This window comes from Mesorhizobium sp. M8A.F.Ca.ET.161.01.1.1, assembly GCF_004792105.1.
GTDB lineage: Bacteria > Pseudomonadota > Alphaproteobacteria > Rhizobiales > Rhizobiaceae > Mesorhizobium.
The window spans coordinates 1-17,576 of sequence record NZ_SRTD01000003.1 but is presented as its reverse complement, the minus strand read 5'-3'; the positions used below and the strand labels follow the sequence as shown (position 1 = coordinate 17,576).

At 62.9% G+C, this 17,576-nt stretch carries 15 protein-coding genes; 14 read left to right on the top strand and 1 reads right to left on the bottom strand.

The window, feature by feature from the left end; translation table 11 throughout:
- Nucleotides 1-28 precede the first annotated feature (28 nt).
- Nucleotides 29-2,515: a mechanosensitive ion channel family protein gene (locus EN804_RS08730; protein WP_135919195.1), complete on the top strand. Its 2,487-nt coding sequence runs from the start codon at nt 29-31 to the stop codon at nt 2,513-2,515.
- Here EN804_RS08730 and EN804_RS37180 read toward each other — a convergent pair.
- A complete protein-coding gene (locus EN804_RS37180; protein ID WP_167531377.1) occupies nt 2,512-2,655 on the bottom strand; it encodes a hypothetical protein in 144 nt (47 codons plus the stop codon). The two genes, EN804_RS08730 and EN804_RS37180, sit on opposite strands and share 4 nt — an antisense overlap.
- Before the next feature lie 76 nt (nt 2,656-2,731).
- Here EN804_RS37180 and EN804_RS08725 point away from each other — a divergent pair, with 76 nt between their 5' ends.
- The 13 genes from EN804_RS08725 (at nt 2,732) to EN804_RS08665 (ending at nt 17,453) form a co-directional block, all read left to right on the top strand.
- Entirely contained in the window at nt 2,732-2,995 is a 264-nt protein-coding gene (locus EN804_RS08725) for a hypothetical protein (protein ID WP_127277681.1), read from the top strand.
- Between the two features lie 225 nt (nt 2,996-3,220).
- On the top strand, nt 3,221-4,654 hold the full coding sequence (locus EN804_RS08720; protein WP_135919194.1) for a UbiA family prenyltransferase: 1,434 nt from the start codon (nt 3,221-3,223) through the stop codon (nt 4,652-4,654).
- A 2-nt stretch (nt 4,655-4,656) separates the two neighbouring features.
- Nucleotides 4,657-6,006, top strand: a complete 1,350-nt coding sequence (locus tag EN804_RS08715) for an FAD-binding oxidoreductase (protein WP_135919193.1) — start codon at nt 4,657-4,659, stop codon at nt 6,004-6,006.
- 124 nt (nt 6,007-6,130) lie between these two features.
- Nucleotides 6,131-6,565 carry an EamA family transporter gene (locus EN804_RS08710; protein ID WP_127277684.1) on the top strand — a complete coding sequence of 145 codons (435 nt, stop codon included), beginning with the start codon at nt 6,131-6,133 and terminating at the stop codon, nt 6,563-6,565.
- Entirely contained in the window at nt 6,562-7,569 is a 1,008-nt protein-coding gene (locus tag EN804_RS08705; RefSeq protein WP_127277685.1) for an NAD(P)-dependent oxidoreductase, read from the top strand. Before EN804_RS08710 ends, EN804_RS08705 begins: the two co-directional genes overlap by 4 nt.
- 69 nt (nt 7,570-7,638) lie before the next feature.
- The gene (locus EN804_RS08700) at nt 7,639-9,102 is read left to right on the top strand and encodes an aspartate aminotransferase family protein (RefSeq protein WP_189522139.1); all 1,464 of its coding nucleotides are present in this window, start codon (nt 7,639-7,641) and stop codon (nt 9,100-9,102) included.
- Between the two features lie 21 nt (nt 9,103-9,123).
- Complete coding sequence (locus EN804_RS08695) at nt 9,124-10,356, top strand: hypothetical protein (protein ID WP_135919192.1); 1,233 nt, start codon at nt 9,124-9,126, stop codon at nt 10,354-10,356.
- On the top strand, nt 10,353-11,111 hold the full coding sequence (locus EN804_RS08690; RefSeq protein ID WP_135919191.1) for an FkbM family methyltransferase: 759 nt from the start codon (nt 10,353-10,355) through the stop codon (nt 11,109-11,111). Before EN804_RS08695 ends, EN804_RS08690 begins: the two co-directional genes overlap by 4 nt.
- A gap of 149 nt (nt 11,112-11,260) precedes the next feature.
- Nucleotides 11,261-13,822 carry an FAD-dependent oxidoreductase gene (locus tag EN804_RS08685; protein WP_135919190.1) on the top strand — a complete coding sequence of 854 codons (2,562 nt, stop codon included), beginning with the start codon at nt 11,261-11,263 and terminating at the stop codon, nt 13,820-13,822.
- 94 nt (nt 13,823-13,916) lie between these two features.
- Nucleotides 13,917-14,765 carry a DUF1194 domain-containing protein gene (locus EN804_RS08680; RefSeq protein WP_189524474.1) on the top strand — a complete coding sequence of 283 codons (849 nt, stop codon included), beginning with the start codon at nt 13,917-13,919 and terminating at the stop codon, nt 14,763-14,765.
- 113 nt (nt 14,766-14,878) lie between these two features.
- The gene (locus tag EN804_RS08675) at nt 14,879-15,829 is read left to right on the top strand and encodes an ABC transporter substrate-binding protein (RefSeq protein ID WP_127279860.1); all 951 of its coding nucleotides are present in this window, start codon (nt 14,879-14,881) and stop codon (nt 15,827-15,829) included.
- A 68-nt stretch (nt 15,830-15,897) separates the two neighbouring features.
- Nucleotides 15,898-16,671 carry an ABC transporter permease gene (locus tag EN804_RS08670; RefSeq protein WP_135919188.1) on the top strand — a complete coding sequence of 258 codons (774 nt, stop codon included), beginning with the start codon at nt 15,898-15,900 and terminating at the stop codon, nt 16,669-16,671.
- Nucleotides 16,668-17,453, top strand: a complete 786-nt coding sequence (locus tag EN804_RS08665) for an ABC transporter ATP-binding protein (RefSeq protein ID WP_135919187.1) — start codon at nt 16,668-16,670, stop codon at nt 17,451-17,453. Before EN804_RS08670 ends, EN804_RS08665 begins: the two co-directional genes overlap by 4 nt.
- Nucleotides 17,454-17,576: the final 123 nt, after the last annotated feature.

Genomic DNA, 17,576 nt, shown 5'->3' with positions numbered 1-17,576 from the left:
TTTGCGCTCCGTGAGTCGCCAACAGATCATGCTTTTTCGATTGCTTCGCCTCATCCTGATCCTCGCGCTTGTCGTTTCGGCGCCGCCTTCGTTCGAGGCGATGGCGCAAGCGCTCGGCCAGGGCGCCGCCGGATTGGTCACCGATCAGCAGAAGGTCATCCAGGGCCTGACAGCCAAAACCGATGATCTCGAGAAGAAAATACAGCAGGACGGTGAGGACGATGCCTCGCTCGTGGATATCCGTCTGCAACTGGAGGATCTGTCGCGGTCGGCACTCACCAGTGCGCTGGCATTCCGTTCGCGCCTCACCGACATCAACAATCGCATCGAGGTGCTGGGCCCGCCGCCGGCGGCAGGCCAGCCGCAGGAGCCCGACATAGTGACCGGCGAACGCCAGGCGCTGGCGTCGGAGAAGGCCGAGATCAACGCGGTCGTCGCCAGCGCACAGAACCTGTCGATCCGCATCAGCGGGCTGATCGACAAGATCGGCAACATGCGCAGCGCGCTGTTCCGCAATCTTTTGACCAAGCGCTACGTACTCTCGGACGCCTTGAGTCCGCAGGTGTTTTCCGATGCGCGCGACGAGTTCGGCAATTTCTACAAGGCTGTGTCGTCCTGGCTGAGCTTCGCCATCAAGTTCAAGTTCCAGGCCATCCTGGCGGCAACCTTCGTGGCGCTCGGCCTGGCGCTGGTGCTTCTGGTCGGCGGGCGGCGCCTGTTCGGGCGGGTGTTCGAGGCCGACCCCAGCAATGAGGATCCATCCTATCTCAGCCGTCTTTCGGTGGCCTTCTGGTCGACCTTGCTGCCGACGCTGGCGGTTGCCGCGTTTCTCGGCTCGACTATCTTCTTTTTCAACTATTACAACGTCTTGCGCGGCGATATTGGGCTTTTCCTCAATGCGTTGGCCACCGTCATCGGCGTGGTGTTTTGCGTCAACCGGCTGACCAACGCGGCACTCGAGCCGCGTTTGCCCAACTGGCGTCTCATCCCCGTCGAAACCGGGCCGGCGCGCTGGCTGGTCCGCCTGACCACCGCCATGGCCGTGGTCATCAGCTTCAACACCTTCCTGTCGATCGTGAACGACAAGATGGGGTCGCCGCTGTCGCTGACCATCGCGCGCAGTTTCGTCGCCACCATCATCGTCGGCGTCATCCTGATCCTGATGGCGATGCTGAGGCCCTTCAAGGCGCGTGACGGAAGCTGGCGCCCGTGGCCGGCATGGCTGCGCTACACCTCGCTCGGGCTCGGGCTTTTCACCATCATCGCGGCGCTGCTCGGTTATATCGGCCTTGCGCTGTTCGTATCGCTGCAGGTCGTGGTCACCGGCACCGCGCTGATAACAGCCTATATCGGCTTCCTGTCGGCGCAGGCGATCGGCGAGGAGGGCGCTTTCGCCAACACCTCGGTCGGGCGCTGGCTGTCGGCCAATTCCAGCTACGAGGATACCGCGCTCGACCAGCTCGGCCTTGTCGTCAGCATCGCCATCAACCTGATGATCGTGCTGGTTTTCCTGCCGCTGATCCTTTTGATGTGGGGCTTCCAGCCCGGCGATATCGAGGCGTGGGCATATAAGCTCGCTACCGGCATCAATATCGGTTCGGTGACGATTTCGGTCACCGGCATCCTGTCGGGCATCGTTGTCTTCGTCATCGGCTATTTCCTGACGCGCTGGTTCCAGGGCTGGCTCGACGGCTCCGTCATGGCGCGCGGCAAGGTCGATACCGGGGTGCGCAACTCGATCCGGCTGGCGGTCGGCTATGCCGGCGTAGCGCTCGCCGCACTGGTCGGCATCTCGGCCGCGGGCATCGACCTCTCCAGCCTGGCGCTGGTCGCCGGTGCTCTCTCCCTCGGTATCGGTTTCGGCCTGCAGAATGTGGTGTCTAATTTCGTCTCCGGCCTGATCCTTTTGGCCGAGCGCCCGTTCAAGGTCGGCGACTGGATCGTGGCCGGCGACGTCAGCGGCACGGTCAAGAAGATCAGCGTGCGCGCCACGGAGATCGAGACCTTCCAGCGGCAGTCGGTGATCCTGCCCAATTCCAACCTGATCAACAACGCCGTCGGCAACTGGACGCACCGCAACAAGCTCGGCCGCATCGACATCAAGGTCGGCGTCGCCTATGGCAGCGACGTCAAGCAGGTCCACGCCGTGCTGCTGGATATCGCGCGCAGCCATCCGCTGGTGTTGAAGAATCCCGAGCCTTTCGTGCTGTTTTCCAATTTCGGACCCGCCGCGCTCGAATTCGAGATTCGTGTGTTCCTGGCCGATGTGATGAACGGCAACATCGTGCAGAACGACGTCCGCTTCACCGTGCTGGAGAAGTTCGACGACCAGCACATCGAAATCCCTTCCACGCCGCGCGCGGTCGTCGAGGCCAAGAAGCACCAGGCTTGGCCAACCGATGACGACAAGATCGAGGCCGATTTCGTGGAGCAGGAAGAGGCCAAGGCGCAAGCCGAGGCGGAGTCGAAAAAGCTGCCGAAGCCGCGCAAGTCCAAGAAGCCCGATCCGGACTAGGCCCGGCATCCGGCCTGCCGGGCGGCGCCCGTCGCTGCCTTTCGGCTCATTTCGTGCCGGGCGGCCAGATTAACGGGGTGGGCAAAAGCCAAAGCCAATTGCGGCATGAATGCGGCATTCAGTTGCGGTTCAGCTTTCATCTCATATAAGCTCCCATGCAACGGCGAAAATGCCTTGTGAAATGCAACAGAGGCGGTGGGAACACCGATACTGCAAATGTGGAAGTCTCTCGTCGCTGCCGTGGCTTTGCTCGCCGTGAGCGGCTCGGCCCATGCCGCCAGCGCGGTCAACAAGGACGCCGAGACCCGCACGCTGGTCGTGACCGAGGGCGGCAGCAAGACCGAGCTTGCCCTGGCCGGCGGTGAAACCGTCGAGTTCTGCCAGAACGGCTGCTTCGTCACCTTGCCGAACGGTGACCTCGAAGCCCTGACCGGTTCGGAAACCATCGAGATTTCCGGCGGCGTCGCCCGCATCAAGTAATCTCCGTGGCATGGTTGGAAAGGCCGGGCATTTGTCCGGCCTTTTATCGTTTCCGGTAGCTGTTGCTTAACAGTGACGCCTGAAATACCGCCGCGGCAGCCGCCTGCAACCGTACGTTTTAACGTTCGCTAGGCGATCCCCCGCTATACCACTGTCCAAGACGCCGAAATACGGCGCTCAAGGGGTTCCGGTTTCCGGATCATATGCTGGCAGGGCAGGACGGGCATGGACGCGCGGTCGGACAGGAACGCAATACCGCTTGCGGTCGATCTCGACGGCACGCTGATCGCGACCGACCTGTTGTGGGAAGGACTGTTCATCCTCCTCAAGAAGAACCCGCTCTATCTTTTCCTGGTGCCTTTCTGGGCGGCCGGGGGACCGGCGCGGCTGAAGCAGGCGATCGCCCAGCGCGTGGACATCGACCCCGCCACGCTGCCCTATCGGGCGCCGCTGCTCGACCGGCTCCGCACCGAGCACGCCGAAGGCCGCAAGCTCGTGCTGGCCACCGGCACGCCGCGCAAGTTCGCCGATGCCATTGCCGTCCATCTCGGCATCTTCGACCGGGTGCTGGCCACCGACGGCCTCGACAATCTCACTTCGGGCAAGAAGCGCGCCTCGCTCCTCGCAGCCTATGGCGATGCCGGTTTCGACTATGCCGGCAACAGCCGCCATGACCTCCAGGTCTTCGACGCGGCGCGCAGCGCGATCGTGGTGGCGCCGGACCGTCATGCCGCACGCTGGCAGGCGGCGCATGGCGCCGAAACGATGCCGGCTCCGAAGCCGACATTGCCGACCATCATCAAGATGCTGCGCGTCCACCAATGGCTGAAGAATTCGCTGATCGCCGTGCCGATGATGCTGTCGCACGAATATTTCAACTCCAACATGATCTGGGAATGCCTGCTGGCGTTCGTCTCGTTCAGCGCCGTTGCCTCGGCGATCTATATCCTCAACGACTTCTTCGACCTTGCGCTCGACCGCAAGCACGTCACCAAGCGCAACAGGCCGTTCGCCAGCGGCGCGCTCTCGATCCCGTTCGGCCTTGGCGCGATCGCGGTGCTGCTGGCGATCGGCGTCGGCACCGGCTGCCTTCTGCCGATCGAATTCCTCGGGGTGCTCGGTGGCTATATGGTCGTTACGACCGCCTATTCGCTGTCGTTCAAGCGCATGCTTCTGGTCGACGTGCTGACGCTTGCCGGGCTCTATACGATCCGTGTGCTGGCGGGCGCGGCCGCCACAGGCGTCGACGTCTCGTTCTGGCTGCTCGCCTTCTCGATCTTCTTCTTCCTGTCGCTGGCGCTGGTGAAGCGCTTCGTCGAATTGCGCACCACCGCCATTCCGCCAGGCGAACGCATTGCCGGCCGCGGCTATCGCACCGAAGACCAGGAGATCGTCGCCCAGGCCGGCATGGCTTCGGCCTTCTCCTCGGCGCTGGTGCTGGCGCTCTACATGGACAGCGTCGCGGTGCGCGAACTTTATCCGCATCCCTGGCTGATCTGGCCGCTGTCGCCGATCGTGCTCTACCTCACCATGCGCGTCTGGATCCTGGCGCGCCGCGACGAAATGCACGACGACCCGGTCGTCTTCATCATACGCGACTGGCGCAGCCAGATCGTGGTGGCGATCGGCGCCGTGCTGCTGGTCATCGGGGGCTGGTAGGCATGGCCGAGCGCTTCCAGAGCTTTGGCCTTGCCACGCCGCCTGCGGCAAGGGCGATCCATGCCGATGACGCCATTGCACTGCTGAAAGGCGGCCAGGCCAGGCAAGCATCGCTGCTTGCCTATGGCAATGGCCGGTCCTACGGCGATTCCTGCCAGAACCAGGCCGGTACGGTCATCGACATGCGGCCCCTGAACCGCATTCGCGGCTTCAACGCCGAGAGCGGTCTGCTCGAAGCGGATGCCGGTGTGCTGCTCGCGGATGTCATTGCACATGCCGCGCCTCACGGTTTCTTTCCGGCGGCGGTCCCCGGCACACAATTCGTCACGCTCGGCGGCGCCATTGCCAACGATGTCCATGGCAAGAACCATCACCGGCGCGGCACGTTCGGTTGCCATGTGGAAAGCTTCACCCTGCTGCGGTCGGACGGGCGCAGCTATCGCTGCTCGGCGACTGACAATCCGCGCCTGTTTCGGGCGACCATCGGCGGCATGGGCCTCACCGGCCTGATCCTGTCGGCCTCGATCCGGCTGATGCGGGTTCCCTCGCTCGACATCATCGAAAAGACGGCGCGGTTTCGCGATCTCGGCGAATATTTCGACCTTGCCGAGGCTGCGGACCAGGCCAATGAATATGCCGTCGCCTGGATCGACCAACTTGCCGGTGGCCGCGACAGCGGACGGGGCTTGCTGTTTACCGGCAACCACGCCGAGCATGGCTCGCACGCGGCCGCGCGTGCAAACGGGAAATTCTCGGTGCCGTTCCAGCCGCCTTTCAACGTGCTCAGCCGGCCGTTCCTGACCGCGTTCAACGCCGCCTACAGGTGGAAAAAAGGTCCGGCTACTGTGCCGCGCCAGGTTGAATACCAGAGCTTTTTCTTCCCGCTCGACGGTGTGCGCGACTGGGCCAGGCTCTATGGCCCGAAGGGGCTGTTCCAGCATCAAAGCGTGGTCCCGGAAGAGGCCGCCCGCGCGATCGTGCCGGCATTGCTGACGGCTGCCCGGCAGGCCAGGCAGGGGTCCTTCCTCACCGTCCTGAAGCGCTTCGGCGGAGTCCGCTCGCCGGCACTGCTGTCGTTCCCGAGGCCGGGCTACACGCTGACGCTGGACTTCCCCAACAGGGGAGCGGCGACGCTTGCCCTGCTCGGCGAGCTCGACCGCATGACCATCGCGGCCGGCGGGGCGGTCAACCCTTACAAGGATGCACGCATGTCGGCTGCGACCTTCAGCGCTTCGTTCCCCGACTGGCCGAGACTGGAAGCGTTGCGCGATCCCGCCTTCATGTCCGATTTCTGGGCGCGTACGGCCGGGAGCATCGACCACAGGCGCCGCGGCGCCGAGGCGGCCGAATAGATAAAATTGGAATTAATCATGGTTTCTGAGCGCTTAACGGCAAGATTTACTCAAAACAGTTTCGTGAGTTCACGAAATCTTTTCAGGTTTGTATTACCTGATATTGCGGGGGTGGCGGGTTGAAATGAAATATATCGTCTTCATTCTCTTTACGGTCATGACCAATGCCGCCGCGCAGCTTATGCTGAAGCAAGGCATGATGTCGCTCGGACCGATTTCGTTCGAGGGCACCAATCCGCTGATCAAGCTGTTGCAGATCGTCTTCAGCCCCTGGGTCTTCCTTGGCCTGTGCACCTTCGTCATTTCGATGGTCTCGCACCTCTATGTGCTTTCCAAAGTCGAACTCTCCTTTGCCTATCCGTTTCTCAGCCTGGCTTACGTCGCCGTCGCGATCTTCGCCTATTTCGTGTTCCGCGAGGATCTCAACGGCTGGCGCATCGCCGGCATCGCCTGCATCTGCGTCGGCACGGTGCTGATCGCGCAAAGTGGGCGAGGGCATGAGGAGCAGAGCGCGTCCATCACCTCCGACAAGATACAGGCAAACGAGATCGTTCGATGAGACATGTGATTTTCGGCGGTGACGGCTTCGTCGGCCGCCACCTTGCGCCGAAGCTTGTGGCCGATGGTGAGGAAGTCGTCGTCGTCGACATCGCCAAGAGCGACCTTGCGCATTACCGCAATGTCCGCTTCATCAAGTGCGACGTCACCGACCCGGGCTCGGTTGCCGCGGTCGGGCTGAAAGCCGACGACATGGTCTACAATTTGTCGGCCAAGATGCTGTCGCCGATCCAGGTGCGTGCCAAGCGGCACGATTTCTTCTTTCCGGTCAACGTCCACGGTACCGAGCACATCATGCAGGCCATGGACAAGGCTGGCGCGCCGAAGCTTGTCCACTACACGACCGACATGATCTACGGCCACACGGTCACCCAGCCGATGACCGAGGAGCATCCGGTCGCGCCGCTCGGCGAATATGGCTGGTCGAAGCAGAAGACCGAGGAACTGGCCGCCGAATGGCGCAGGCGCGGCATGTCGATCTCGCTGTTTCGTCCGCGCCTGATCATCGGACCCGGCCGGCTCGGCATCCTGGAAAAGCTGTTCAAGCTGATCGACTGGAGTTTTCCGGTGCCGATGATCGGTTCGGGCCGCAACCCTTATCAATTCATCTCGGTGTTCGACTGCGCCGAGGCCGCACGCGCGGCCTGGAAGGCCGGTGTGCCCAACGAGGCCTATAATCTCGGCTCGCTCAACCCGCCGCCGGTGAGAAAATTGCTCGGTGACCTGATCCGGCATGCCGGCTCGAAGTCGATCCTGCTGCCTACGCCCGGCTGGGCGGTCAAGCGCACGCTCGACCTGCTCGATCTCATCAACCTGCCGATCATGGATCCCGAGCAATATCTGATCGCCGACGAGGAATGCGTGCTCGACGTATCCAAGGCCGAGCGCCAGCTCGGCTGGGTGCCGCAATACCGCGACGAGGACATGCTGATCGCCGCCTACAGCGAATACCGCGCCAAGAAGGCAGGTCCCGCTGTCGCCACCAAACATGTGCCCGGCGAATAGCGGCCTGCCAACACAGCTTATTGCGCACGACGCTGGTCGGAGCGCTGACAGGAGATTGAAATGACCGTCATGGCCAAGCCGGAGCAGACGAATACGCGCACCCTGGTCAGCGCGCCGACGCTGTCGCCCGCCACCATCGCCAAGCCCGACCTGATCAGCGTCGAGCAGGCCAAGGCGATGGATGTCGCAGGGATGACCGACCTGTTCAAGGCGCATCTCAACCCGGGCCAGCTGCATTTCATGAAGTTGCTCGGCTTCCACAAGATCAAGATCGAGCGTGCCGAGGGCATGTTCTACATCGACCAGAACGGCCGCAAGATCCTCGATTTCTTCGGCGGCTTCGGTTCGTTGGCCTTCGGCCACAACCATCCGCGCATTCTGGAAGTCCGCAAAAAATTCCAGGAGGAAAAGCGGCAGGAAATCGCCATCGCCTTCATGTCGCAATATGCGGCCGCGTTGGCGCACAACATCGCCAAATGCTCGCCTGGCGATCTCGATATGGTGTTCCTCGGCTCGTCCGGCTCGGAAGCGATGGAAGCGGCGGTGAAGCTCGCCGAGCGCGCCGCCGGTCCGAAGCGGCCGAAGATCGTCTATGCCGAGAATTCCTTCCACGGCAAGACCAAGGGTGTGCTGGGCATCACCGACGGCCAGCTCTATCGCGCCGACTTCAAGATGGCCGACAACACGGTGCGCATTCCCTTCGCCGATATCGAAGCCGTGGAGCGCCTGTTCCGCTCCGATCCGGAAGTCGGCGTCATCGTGCTGGAAACCATCCAGGGCGGCGGCGGCATCATCCAGGCGCCGACTGAATACTGGCAAAAGCTGCGGGCGCTGTGCGACCAGTATGGCGTGCTGTGGGTCGCCGACGAAGTCCAGTGCGGCTATGGCCGCTCGGGCCGCTTCTATGCCTTCGAGCATTACGGCGTCGTGCCTGACGTGACGGCATTGGCCAAGTCGCTTGGCGCCGGCAAGGCAGCGGTCGGCGCGATGATTGCGCGCCGCGAAATCTACATGAAGGCCTATGGCACGCCGAAGACGGCGATGATCCATGCCATGGCCACCTTCGGTGGCATGGGCGAGGCGTGCGCCACCGCGATCGAGGGCATCAACGTGCTCTACGACGAGGGGCTGATCGACAATGCCGCCGTTACCGGCGATTACCTGCTGCAGCGCCTGCAGGCGCTCAGGGAAAAATACCCCAAGATCATCAAGGACGTGCGCGGCAAGGGTTTCATGATTGGCCTGGAGTTCCACGACTTCTCGCAGACCTTGCCTATGGTACTGCGCCCCATCGTCAGCGTGCTCGACGACAAGCTGAAGGGCTCGCTGTCCGGCTTCGTCGGCGCGCTGTTGTTGCGCGACTATGACGTGCTCGTCGCCTTCACCGAATACAACCGCAACGTCATCCGGCTGGAGCCGCCGCTGATCTGCCAGCGCGAGCATGTCGACCGCTTCGTCGACGCCTTCGACAGCCTTTTGTCGCGCGGCATCGTGGCGATCGTTAAGGATTTCGTCAAAAGCCAAGTCCGTTAACGAGGTTCGCTGAACACTGTCATGCTGACCAAGTCGCCCTCTGCAAAGAATCCACTCGACCGGCTCGTCGAGGCCGGCCTGGCGTGGGGTGAGGGAACTTATGCGCGGCTGGCGGCTCCGATCGGCGCCGCGGCTTTCGCGCTCTATATCCTTCTGACGGCGTTCACGGCCTGGGTGATGCCCGACGCCAACTGGGACATGCTGCCCTATCTCGCCATATCGGAGGAGAGCACCTACCCCGATGCGCAAGCGCTGCATGACTATACCTACGACACCGTCAAATCGGGTGTCTCGGCCGGCGACTACAAGGCGCTGACCGACGATGGCGGCGGCTTCCGCAGCCACATGGCGCAGAACGCCGCCGACTTCCATTCGCTGCTCGGCATGTACCGGATCAAGTTCCTCTATGCCGAAATCCTGTCGACGCTGAGCGGGGTGATGTCACCGGTCGAGGCGATGCGTCTGGTGCAGGTGTTTTCGGCACTGCTGTTCGGCGCGATCACGCTGCTCTGGCTGCGTTCGCAAAACGCATTGGCCCTGGCGCCGGTGGTCGGCGCGGTGCTGATCATGGCCGATTTCGGCGATGCGGCGCGCGCCTCGACGCCGGATCTGCTCACCTCGGCGCTGCTGCTCGGCGGGCTCTACGCCTACGTCAGAGGCCGCGAGGCGGCGACGGCGATCCTGCTCTTCCTCGCCTTCATGGTGCGGCCTGACAACATTGTTTTCCTTGCCGTTTTGGCAGTGCTGCTGGTCGTGTTCCGGCAGAGGGCATGGGGCGCATTGGCAGGCTTTGGCGCCTCGCTGGCCGCTTATTTCGCCATCTCACACTGGGCCCATCATCCCGGCTGGTGGCCGCATCTGTGGTTCTCCAGCATCGAGCAGCATTACAATATGGACGGGTTCGAGCCGGCCTTCTCGGTCATCGCCTATCTCAGGGCGTTCGCCACGTCGCTGCTGCGCGCCGTCAACCTGAACAGTTGGATCGGCGTTTCGGTGCTGGCGCTGGCCGGCTGGTATGCGGCGAGCCGTGCCGGCTTCAAGCTCGATCGCCGCGCCGGTATCCTGTTCGCGGCGCTGGTGCTCGGCGCGCTAGCCAAATTCACCGTCTTTCCGATCCACGATACGCGCATTTATTTCCCGCATCTGATCCCGCCATTCCTGCTGCTGGCGCCGCTCTTCATGGAACTGTGGGCGGCGGTCGCCCGTGGCCAGCATCGCGCCGACTTGCACGTCATTCCCGGAGACAAATCATGAGTTCGGTTTCCAGCCTGGCGCGCATTGCCCTGTCGCTTGGCCTTCCCGCCGGCCTGCTCGATCGCGGGCCGTCACTGCGCGGCACCAAATTCCTGGTCAAGGCGGCGCTGAGGGCGCATTTCGGTGTTGGCGGCCGGCCATTCCAGATGGTCAATGTCGGCGCCTGCGATGGCGCGCTGTTCGATGACGTGACGCCCTGGCTGCACCGCATCCCAAGGGCCCGCGCCGTGCTGGTCGAGCCGATCCCGTACAATCAGAAGCGGCTACGCGCCAACTATCCCGATACCGACCGCTTCATCATCGAGCCGGTTGCCGTCACCGAGACCAAGGGCACCATCACCGTCCGCACTTTCGATGCCGCTGCCCTGGAGGCCGGCACGCTGCCGATCGAGTTCATCGGTTGCTCCTCGGTGACCGACACCAATTTGATGTCGGGCAAGAATGCCTGGGGCGAGGCCGACGCCAACTTCAACAAGTTCGCGCCGCATCTGAAAGACATCGAGGTGCCGTCGGAGACCTTGCAGACATTGCTCGACCGCAACGGCGTCAGCCATATCGACGCCTTCCTCGTCGATTGCGAAGGCGCCGACTGGATCGTGTTCGAGCAACTCGACCTCAAACGCTACCGTCCCGGCATGATCAAGATCGAGGTCGGTGCGCTGCCCGCCCCGGAAATCGGCCAGGTCGTGGTCAAGCTGAAGACGGCGGGCTACCAGGTCAGCTTCCAGGCCGAGGACGTCTGGGCGTTTGCCTGACGGTAGCTGTTTTTCCTGAGCCACGACGGGTCGCGCCGCATCCGTGGCGTGTCGCAAACAGGCGGTAGCGCAGTGCCCGCCGCCTGCATATTGTGCGCCGATCAAACGGGCGCCGACGCCGCCCGCAACAGCACTTGGAGTCGCGGGCAATGGCAGAATTTCCGAAAAAGGCGAAGGTCGTCATCATTGGCCTCGGCGGCATTGTCGGTGCATCGATCGCTCATCATCTGATCGAACGCGGCTGGGACGACATTGTCGGCATCGACAAGTCGGGCATCCCGACCGATATCGGCTCGACCGCGCATGCGTCGGACTTCTGCTACACCACCAGCCACGATTTCCTGTCCTGCTGGACGACGCTCTATTCGATCGATTTCTACGAGAAGATGGGCCATTACGCGCGTGTCGGCGGCCTCGAGGTCGCCCGCGTCGGCGACGACAGCCGCATGGACGAGATTAAGCGCAAGATCGCTTCGGCCAAGGCCTTCGGCACGCGCGCCCGGCTGATCGAACCAGCCGAGATCAAGGAAAAATTCCCGCTGATCGAAGAGGATCTGGTGCAGGGCGGCCTGTGGGATCCGGACGCCGGGCTCGTCATCCCGCGCTCCCAGACCGTTGCCGGCAAGCTGGTCGACCAGGCGGAAGCGTCCGGCAAGCTCAAATCCTTCGCCAACACGCCGGCGAAGTCGCTTGTCGTCAAGGACGGCCGCATCAGCGCCGTGGTGACCGACCGCGGCACGATCGAGGCCGACTATGTCATCGTCTGCGCCGGCATCTGGGGACGGCTGATCGCCGAGATGGTCGGCGAGGATCTGCCGGTCATGCCGATCGACCATCCGCTGACCTTCTTCGGGCCCTACACCGAGTTTGCCGGCACCGGCAAGGAGATCGGCTGGCCACTGCTGCGCGACCAGGGCAACTCGGCCTATATGCGCGACACCGGCGACCCCAAGACCGCCGAGGGCGGCCAGATCGAATGGGGCTATTACGAAGAGACCAATCCGCGCCTCTGCCACCCGCGCGATCTCCTTGAGAAGGACCAGGCACGGCTGTCGCCGTCGCAGCGCGATCTCGACATGGAGCAGATCCTGGCGCCGCTGGAACGCGCCATGGAACTGACGCCGATTCTGGGCGAACTCGGCTACAACGAAGGCCATTCCTTCAACGGCCTGTTGCAGGTGACTGCCGATGGCGGGCCGTCGATGGGCGAGAGCCAGAAGGTGAGGGGTCTCTGGTACGCCGTCGCCATCTGGGTCAAGGATGGCCCCGGCATGGGCAAGCTGATTGCCGACTGGATGACCGACGGTCGCACCGAGATCGACCATCACGCCATCGACTATGCGCGCTTCTATCCGCACCAGACGAAGGAACAGTTCATCTGGGATCGTTGCACCGAGACGGCGATGAAGGTCTACAATCCGGCGGTGCATCCGCGCGAGCCCTTCTCCAAGGGTCGCAACATCAGGCGCTCGCCGTTCTGGGAGCGCGAGAAGGAACTCGGCGGCTATTTCATGGAGCTCGGCGGCTGGGAGCGCGCGCATGGTTACGCCGCCAACGAGCATCTGCTCGAGAAGTATGGCAACCGGGTGCCCGTGCGCGAGAACGAGTGGGACAACCGCCACTTCTGGCGCGTCTCGAACGCAGAGCATTTGGCGATGAGCGAGGATTGCGGCATCGTCAACCTCTCGCATTTCTCGATGTATGACATCGAGGGACCCGACCATGTCGCACTGCTGGAATGGCTGTGCGCGGCCAAGATCGGCGGCGACAACAACATCGGCAAGGGCATCTACACCCACTTCCTCGATGAGGAAGGCATGGTGCGCGCCGACTTCACCGTGATCCGCATGGCCGACCGCTGCCGGCTGATCGACGGCGCCGATGCCGGGCCGCGCGACTTCCAGTACATGCGCCGCACGGCTCAGGACAAAGGGTTCGATGTCACCATCACCGATGTGACCGAGAAGTACGTCACCATCGGCATCTGGGGGCCGAACGCCCGCACCACCTTGCAAAAGGTGGTCGAGAACCCGGATGGGCTTTCACCGGAGAATTTTCCATTCGCGGCCATCAAGCCGGTCCGCATCGGTGGCAAGGATGTCACCGCGTTCCGCATATCCTATGTCGGCGAGCAAGGCTGGGAACTGCATATGCGCTACGAGGATGGCCTCGCCGTCTGGGACGCGCTGCGCTCGACCGGCGTCATGCCGTTCGGTGTCGAGACCTATGCCAACACCCGCCGCATGGAAAAGAGCCTGCGGTTGCAGAATGCCGACCTCTTGACCGAGTACAATCTGCTGGAGGCCGATCTCGCCCGTCCGAAGGTCAAGGAGAACGATTTCTGCGGCAAGGCCAAGCATGTCGAATACCGCGAACGCGCGCATCAGCCGGCCATGCTGTGCACGCTGGTGATGACCGAGAATACGGATTCCAGGGGTGTTGCCCGTTATCCCGTCGGCATCATGCCGGTGATTGACCCGGAGAGCGGAGAAACGCTGGTCGACGAACTCGGCCGTCGCTCCTTCACCACATCGGTCGCCTACGGCCCGACGATCGGCAAGAACATCGCGCTCGCCTATCTGCCCTGGGCCTATGCGCAGGAGGGCCGCAAGCTCATGGTCGAGTATTTCGGCGAGACCTATCCGGTCGAAGTCGTCGGCGTCGGTTACAGGCCGCTTTACGACCCGGAAAATCTGAAGCCGCGGAGCTGATCGCCCAGCGGTAGGGCTCGCATAGATTGGATCAGCCCGGCCACGGCCGGGCTTTTCTCTTTTTCGGTGGACGATTCTCGCTTACCCTTGCGCAATGTCTGGTTTGCCCTGCGCAAGACATCTGCTTTCCGCCTCTGCTGCACTGGCGTTGGTGCTCTGGCTGGCGCCAACGTCCCGCGCGGACGAGCCGGTCGATGTCGAGCTGGTGCTGGCGGTGGACGTTTCGCTGTCGATGTCGGCGGAGGAGCTGGAGATTCAGCGCCATGGTTACGCGGCGGCGCTGACGCATGACAATGTGCTGCAGGCGATCGCCGATGGCGCCTATGGCAAGATCGCCGTCACCTATGTCGAATGGGCCGGCACCAGCTGGCAACGCGTCATCGTGCCGTGGACGGTGATCGCGACCCGGGCCGACGCGGAGCGGGTGGTGGCGCAATTGTCGGCCCAGCCGCCCAACAGCGCGCGGCGCACCTCGATCTCCGGCGCGCTGGAGTTCGGCAGCGACCTTTTCGCCGAAAGCGGCTACCAGGGAACCAAGCGCGTCATCGACATTTCGGGTGACGGGCCAAACAACCAGGGCGCGCCGGTCAATCTCGTCCGCGACGGGGTGGTCAGGCAAGGCATCGTCATCAACGGCCTGCCGCTGATGACCCGAGGCGGCTTTTCCGGCGTCTATGACGTCAACGATCTCGACCGCTACTACAGCGACTGCGTCATCGGCGGCGCCGGCGCCTTCATGATCCCGGTCAACGACTGGACGCAATTTCCCGAAGCCATCCGCCGCAAGCTGGTGCTGGAGCTTGCCGGCCCGGCGTCACCGCAATGGGCGGCGGAGGAGGCGGATCACCCGCCGGTGGTGCTGGCGCAGGACAAGCCCGCCGCCGACTGCCAGATCGGCGAGAAAATGTGGCGCAACCGCAACTGGATGCCCGACAGCCGGTAGGGCAATCCCAAACCGGGTTGTCGGCTGCTTTCCGCGCGAACACGTTCCTGTTGATTGACAAGCCCATCGGCCTCTGTGAACAATTTCCCCCAGAAAAACAAAGGGGAACTGATATGAACAGGATAACCGTATTTGCCGCGACATTGACGCTTGCCGCGGGCTTATCCGCACCGGTGATGGCCGCCACGTCACTCACCATCGGCATCAGCGGCTGGACCGGCTTCGCGCCGCTGACACTCGCCAAGCAGGCAGGGCTGTTCGAGAAACACGGCCTCGACGTGACCTTGAAGAAGGTGCCACAGGCCAGCCGGCCGCTTGCCATCGCCAGCGGCGACCTGCAATGCGCCGCCACCACGGTCGAGACCTGGCTGGTCTGGAACGCCAGCGGGGTGACCACCAAACAGATTTTCCAGCTCGACAAATCCTATGGTGCCGACGGCATCGTGGTGCGCAACGACATCAAGACCGTCGCCGATCTCAAGGGCAAGAACGTAGCGTCCTCCGCGCCGGGAACGTCGCCCTATTTCATGCTGGCCTGGGTGCTGAACAAGAACGGCATGTCGACCAAGGACGTGACGGTCGTCAATCTCGAGCCTGACGCGGCGGCACAAGCCTTCCTCGCCGGCCAGAATGACGCGGCTGTTACCTATGAGCCTTTCATCTCGGCCGTGCGCGACAAGGCCGACCAGGGCCATATCCTGGCGACCACGCTCGACTATCCGATGGTTCTCGACACGGTCGGCTGCACGCCCGAATTCCTCAAGGCCAATCCCGACGCCGCCAAGGCGCTTGCCGACAGCTATTTCGATGCGCTCGACCTGATCAAGAAAGATCCGCAGAAATCCTACGAGATCATGGGCGCCGACGTGAAACAGTCGGCCAAGGAATTCGAGGATTCGGCGAAGTACCTGAAATGGGCCGACAAGGCCGACAACAAGCAGTTCTTCACCAAGGAATTCCAGGACTTTTCCAAGACCGCCGGCGACCTGCTGCTGCAGATGGGGCTGATCAAGGAGGCGCCCGACGTCGCCACGCTGGCCGACACCAGCGCCGTGGCGAATTGACGGCTCAACCCCTGGATACCGTGCGGCGGCGCAGAGCGCCGCCGCCTTCCTGCTGACAAAGGACGAAGATGCGCCCCTTGCATCCTGTCTCGCCGGGCCTGCGAACAGTGCTCGGCATTTCCTTCTTCGTGCTGTTCGTGGTCTTCTGGGCCTGGATCACGCTTGGCGGCCACGTCAACCGCATCTTCCTCGCCGATCCGTTGTCGATGCTACGGGATGGCTGGCGGCTGCTGGTCGAGGACCGTTTCTGGCTCGACATACTGATCACCATCTGGCGCGTCTTCGGCGGCTTTGTGCTGGCCTCGGTCGTCGCCGTGCCGCTCGGCATCGCCATGGGCGCCTGGAAGCCGGTGGAAGCATTTCTGGAGCCGTTCGTCTCCTTCGCCCGTTATCTGCCGGCATCGGCCTTCATTCCGCTGCTCATCCTGTGGGCCGGCATTGGCGAATTGGAAAAGCTGCTCGTCATTTTCGTCGGCTCGGTGTTCCAGATCATCCTGATCATCGCCGTCAAGGTCGGATCAACGCGGCGCGACCTGGTCGAGGCGGCCTATACGCTGGGCTCGACCAACAATGGCATCGTCAGGCGGGTCATCATGCCGGCCAACGCGCCTGAAATCGCCGAGACGCTGCGGCTGGTGCTCGGCTGGGCCTGGACCTACGTCATCGTTGCCGAACTGATCGGCTCGTCGTCGGGCATCGGCTATATGATCATCAACAGCCAGTCGCGGCTGGCGACCGGGCAGATCATCTTCGGCATCATCGTCATCGGCCTGATAGGGCTGTTGTCCGACTTCGCTTTCAAGGCGTTCAACCGCTGGCTCTTTCCGTGGAGCCTGGCGTGAGCAAGCTTCTCATCGAGGGTGTTTCGCGCACCTTTGCCGGCGTGCGGGGCGGAGAACCTGTCAGGGCGCTGATGCCGGTCGACCTGGCGGTCGCGGCCAATGACTTCATCACCATCCTGGGGCCGTCGGGTTGCGGAAAGTCGACGCTGTTGAGGATCGTCGCCGGTCTGGAGGCGCCAAGCGAAGGCCGCGTTCTGCTCGACGGCAAGGCGGTGACGAGACCGGGACCGGACCGCGGCATGGTCTTCCAGTCCTACACGCTGTTTCCTTGGCTCACGGTCGCCGAAAATATCGCCTTTGGCTTGCGCGAACGCGGCATGGCCGAAGAGGAGCGGGACGGGATCGTCGCCTCCTATGTCGATCTCGTCGGCCTGAAAGGGTTCGAGAACCATTGGCCGAAGCAGCTTTCCGGCGGCATGCAGCAGCGCACGGCGATCGCCCGGGCGCTGGCCAACGATCCGGAAATCCTGTTGCTGGACGAGCCGTTCGGGGCGCTGGACAACCAGACGCGTGGGCTGATGCAGGAATTGCTGCTCGGCATCTGGGAACGGCGCAAGAAGACGGTGCTGTTCGTCACCCACGACATCGAGGAGGCGATCTTCATGGCTTCGCGCGTGATCGTGATGACGGCGCGGCCCGGCCGCATCAAGTCGGATGTCGTCATCGACCTGCCGCATCCGCGCTATTACACGTTGAAGACCAGTCCGGAATTCTCGGCGTTGAAGGCGCGGCTGACCGAGGATATCCGCGTCGAGGCGATGCGGACCGCAGACGTGCACTAGAGCGGTTCCTGTTTTGAGAGAATCGTAGGATTCCCAAAGCAGCTGGTTTGTGATTCAAGATGCTGGCTGGATTGGAGGCCAGCATCTGATGACGCGAGCGCTTTCAAACGATCTCCGTGAGCG

Coding starts and splice junctions, on each gene's coding strand:
- EN804_RS08730 (WP_135919195.1), top strand. CDS start 29: ATGCTTTTTCGATTGCTTCGCCTCATCCTGATCCTCGCGCTTGTCGTT.
- EN804_RS37180 (WP_167531377.1), bottom strand. CDS start 2,655: ATGAAAGCTGAACCGCAACTGAATGCCGCATTCATGCCGCAATTGGCT.
- EN804_RS08725 (WP_127277681.1), top strand. CDS start 2,732: ATGTGGAAGTCTCTCGTCGCTGCCGTGGCTTTGCTCGCCGTGAGCGGC.
- EN804_RS08720 (WP_135919194.1), top strand. CDS start 3,221: ATGGACGCGCGGTCGGACAGGAACGCAATACCGCTTGCGGTCGATCTC.
- EN804_RS08715 (WP_135919193.1), top strand. CDS start 4,657: ATGGCCGAGCGCTTCCAGAGCTTTGGCCTTGCCACGCCGCCTGCGGCA.
- EN804_RS08710 (WP_127277684.1), top strand. CDS start 6,131: ATGAAATATATCGTCTTCATTCTCTTTACGGTCATGACCAATGCCGCC.
- EN804_RS08705 (WP_127277685.1), top strand. CDS start 6,562: ATGAGACATGTGATTTTCGGCGGTGACGGCTTCGTCGGCCGCCACCTT.
- EN804_RS08700 (WP_189522139.1), top strand. CDS start 7,639: ATGGCCAAGCCGGAGCAGACGAATACGCGCACCCTGGTCAGCGCGCCG.
- EN804_RS08695 (WP_135919192.1), top strand. CDS start 9,124: ATGCTGACCAAGTCGCCCTCTGCAAAGAATCCACTCGACCGGCTCGTC.
- EN804_RS08690 (WP_135919191.1), top strand. CDS start 10,353: ATGAGTTCGGTTTCCAGCCTGGCGCGCATTGCCCTGTCGCTTGGCCTT.
- EN804_RS08685 (WP_135919190.1), top strand. CDS start 11,261: ATGGCAGAATTTCCGAAAAAGGCGAAGGTCGTCATCATTGGCCTCGGC.
- EN804_RS08680 (WP_189524474.1), top strand. CDS start 13,917: ATGTCTGGTTTGCCCTGCGCAAGACATCTGCTTTCCGCCTCTGCTGCA.
- EN804_RS08675 (WP_127279860.1), top strand. CDS start 14,879: ATGAACAGGATAACCGTATTTGCCGCGACATTGACGCTTGCCGCGGGC.
- EN804_RS08670 (WP_135919188.1), top strand. CDS start 15,898: ATGCGCCCCTTGCATCCTGTCTCGCCGGGCCTGCGAACAGTGCTCGGC.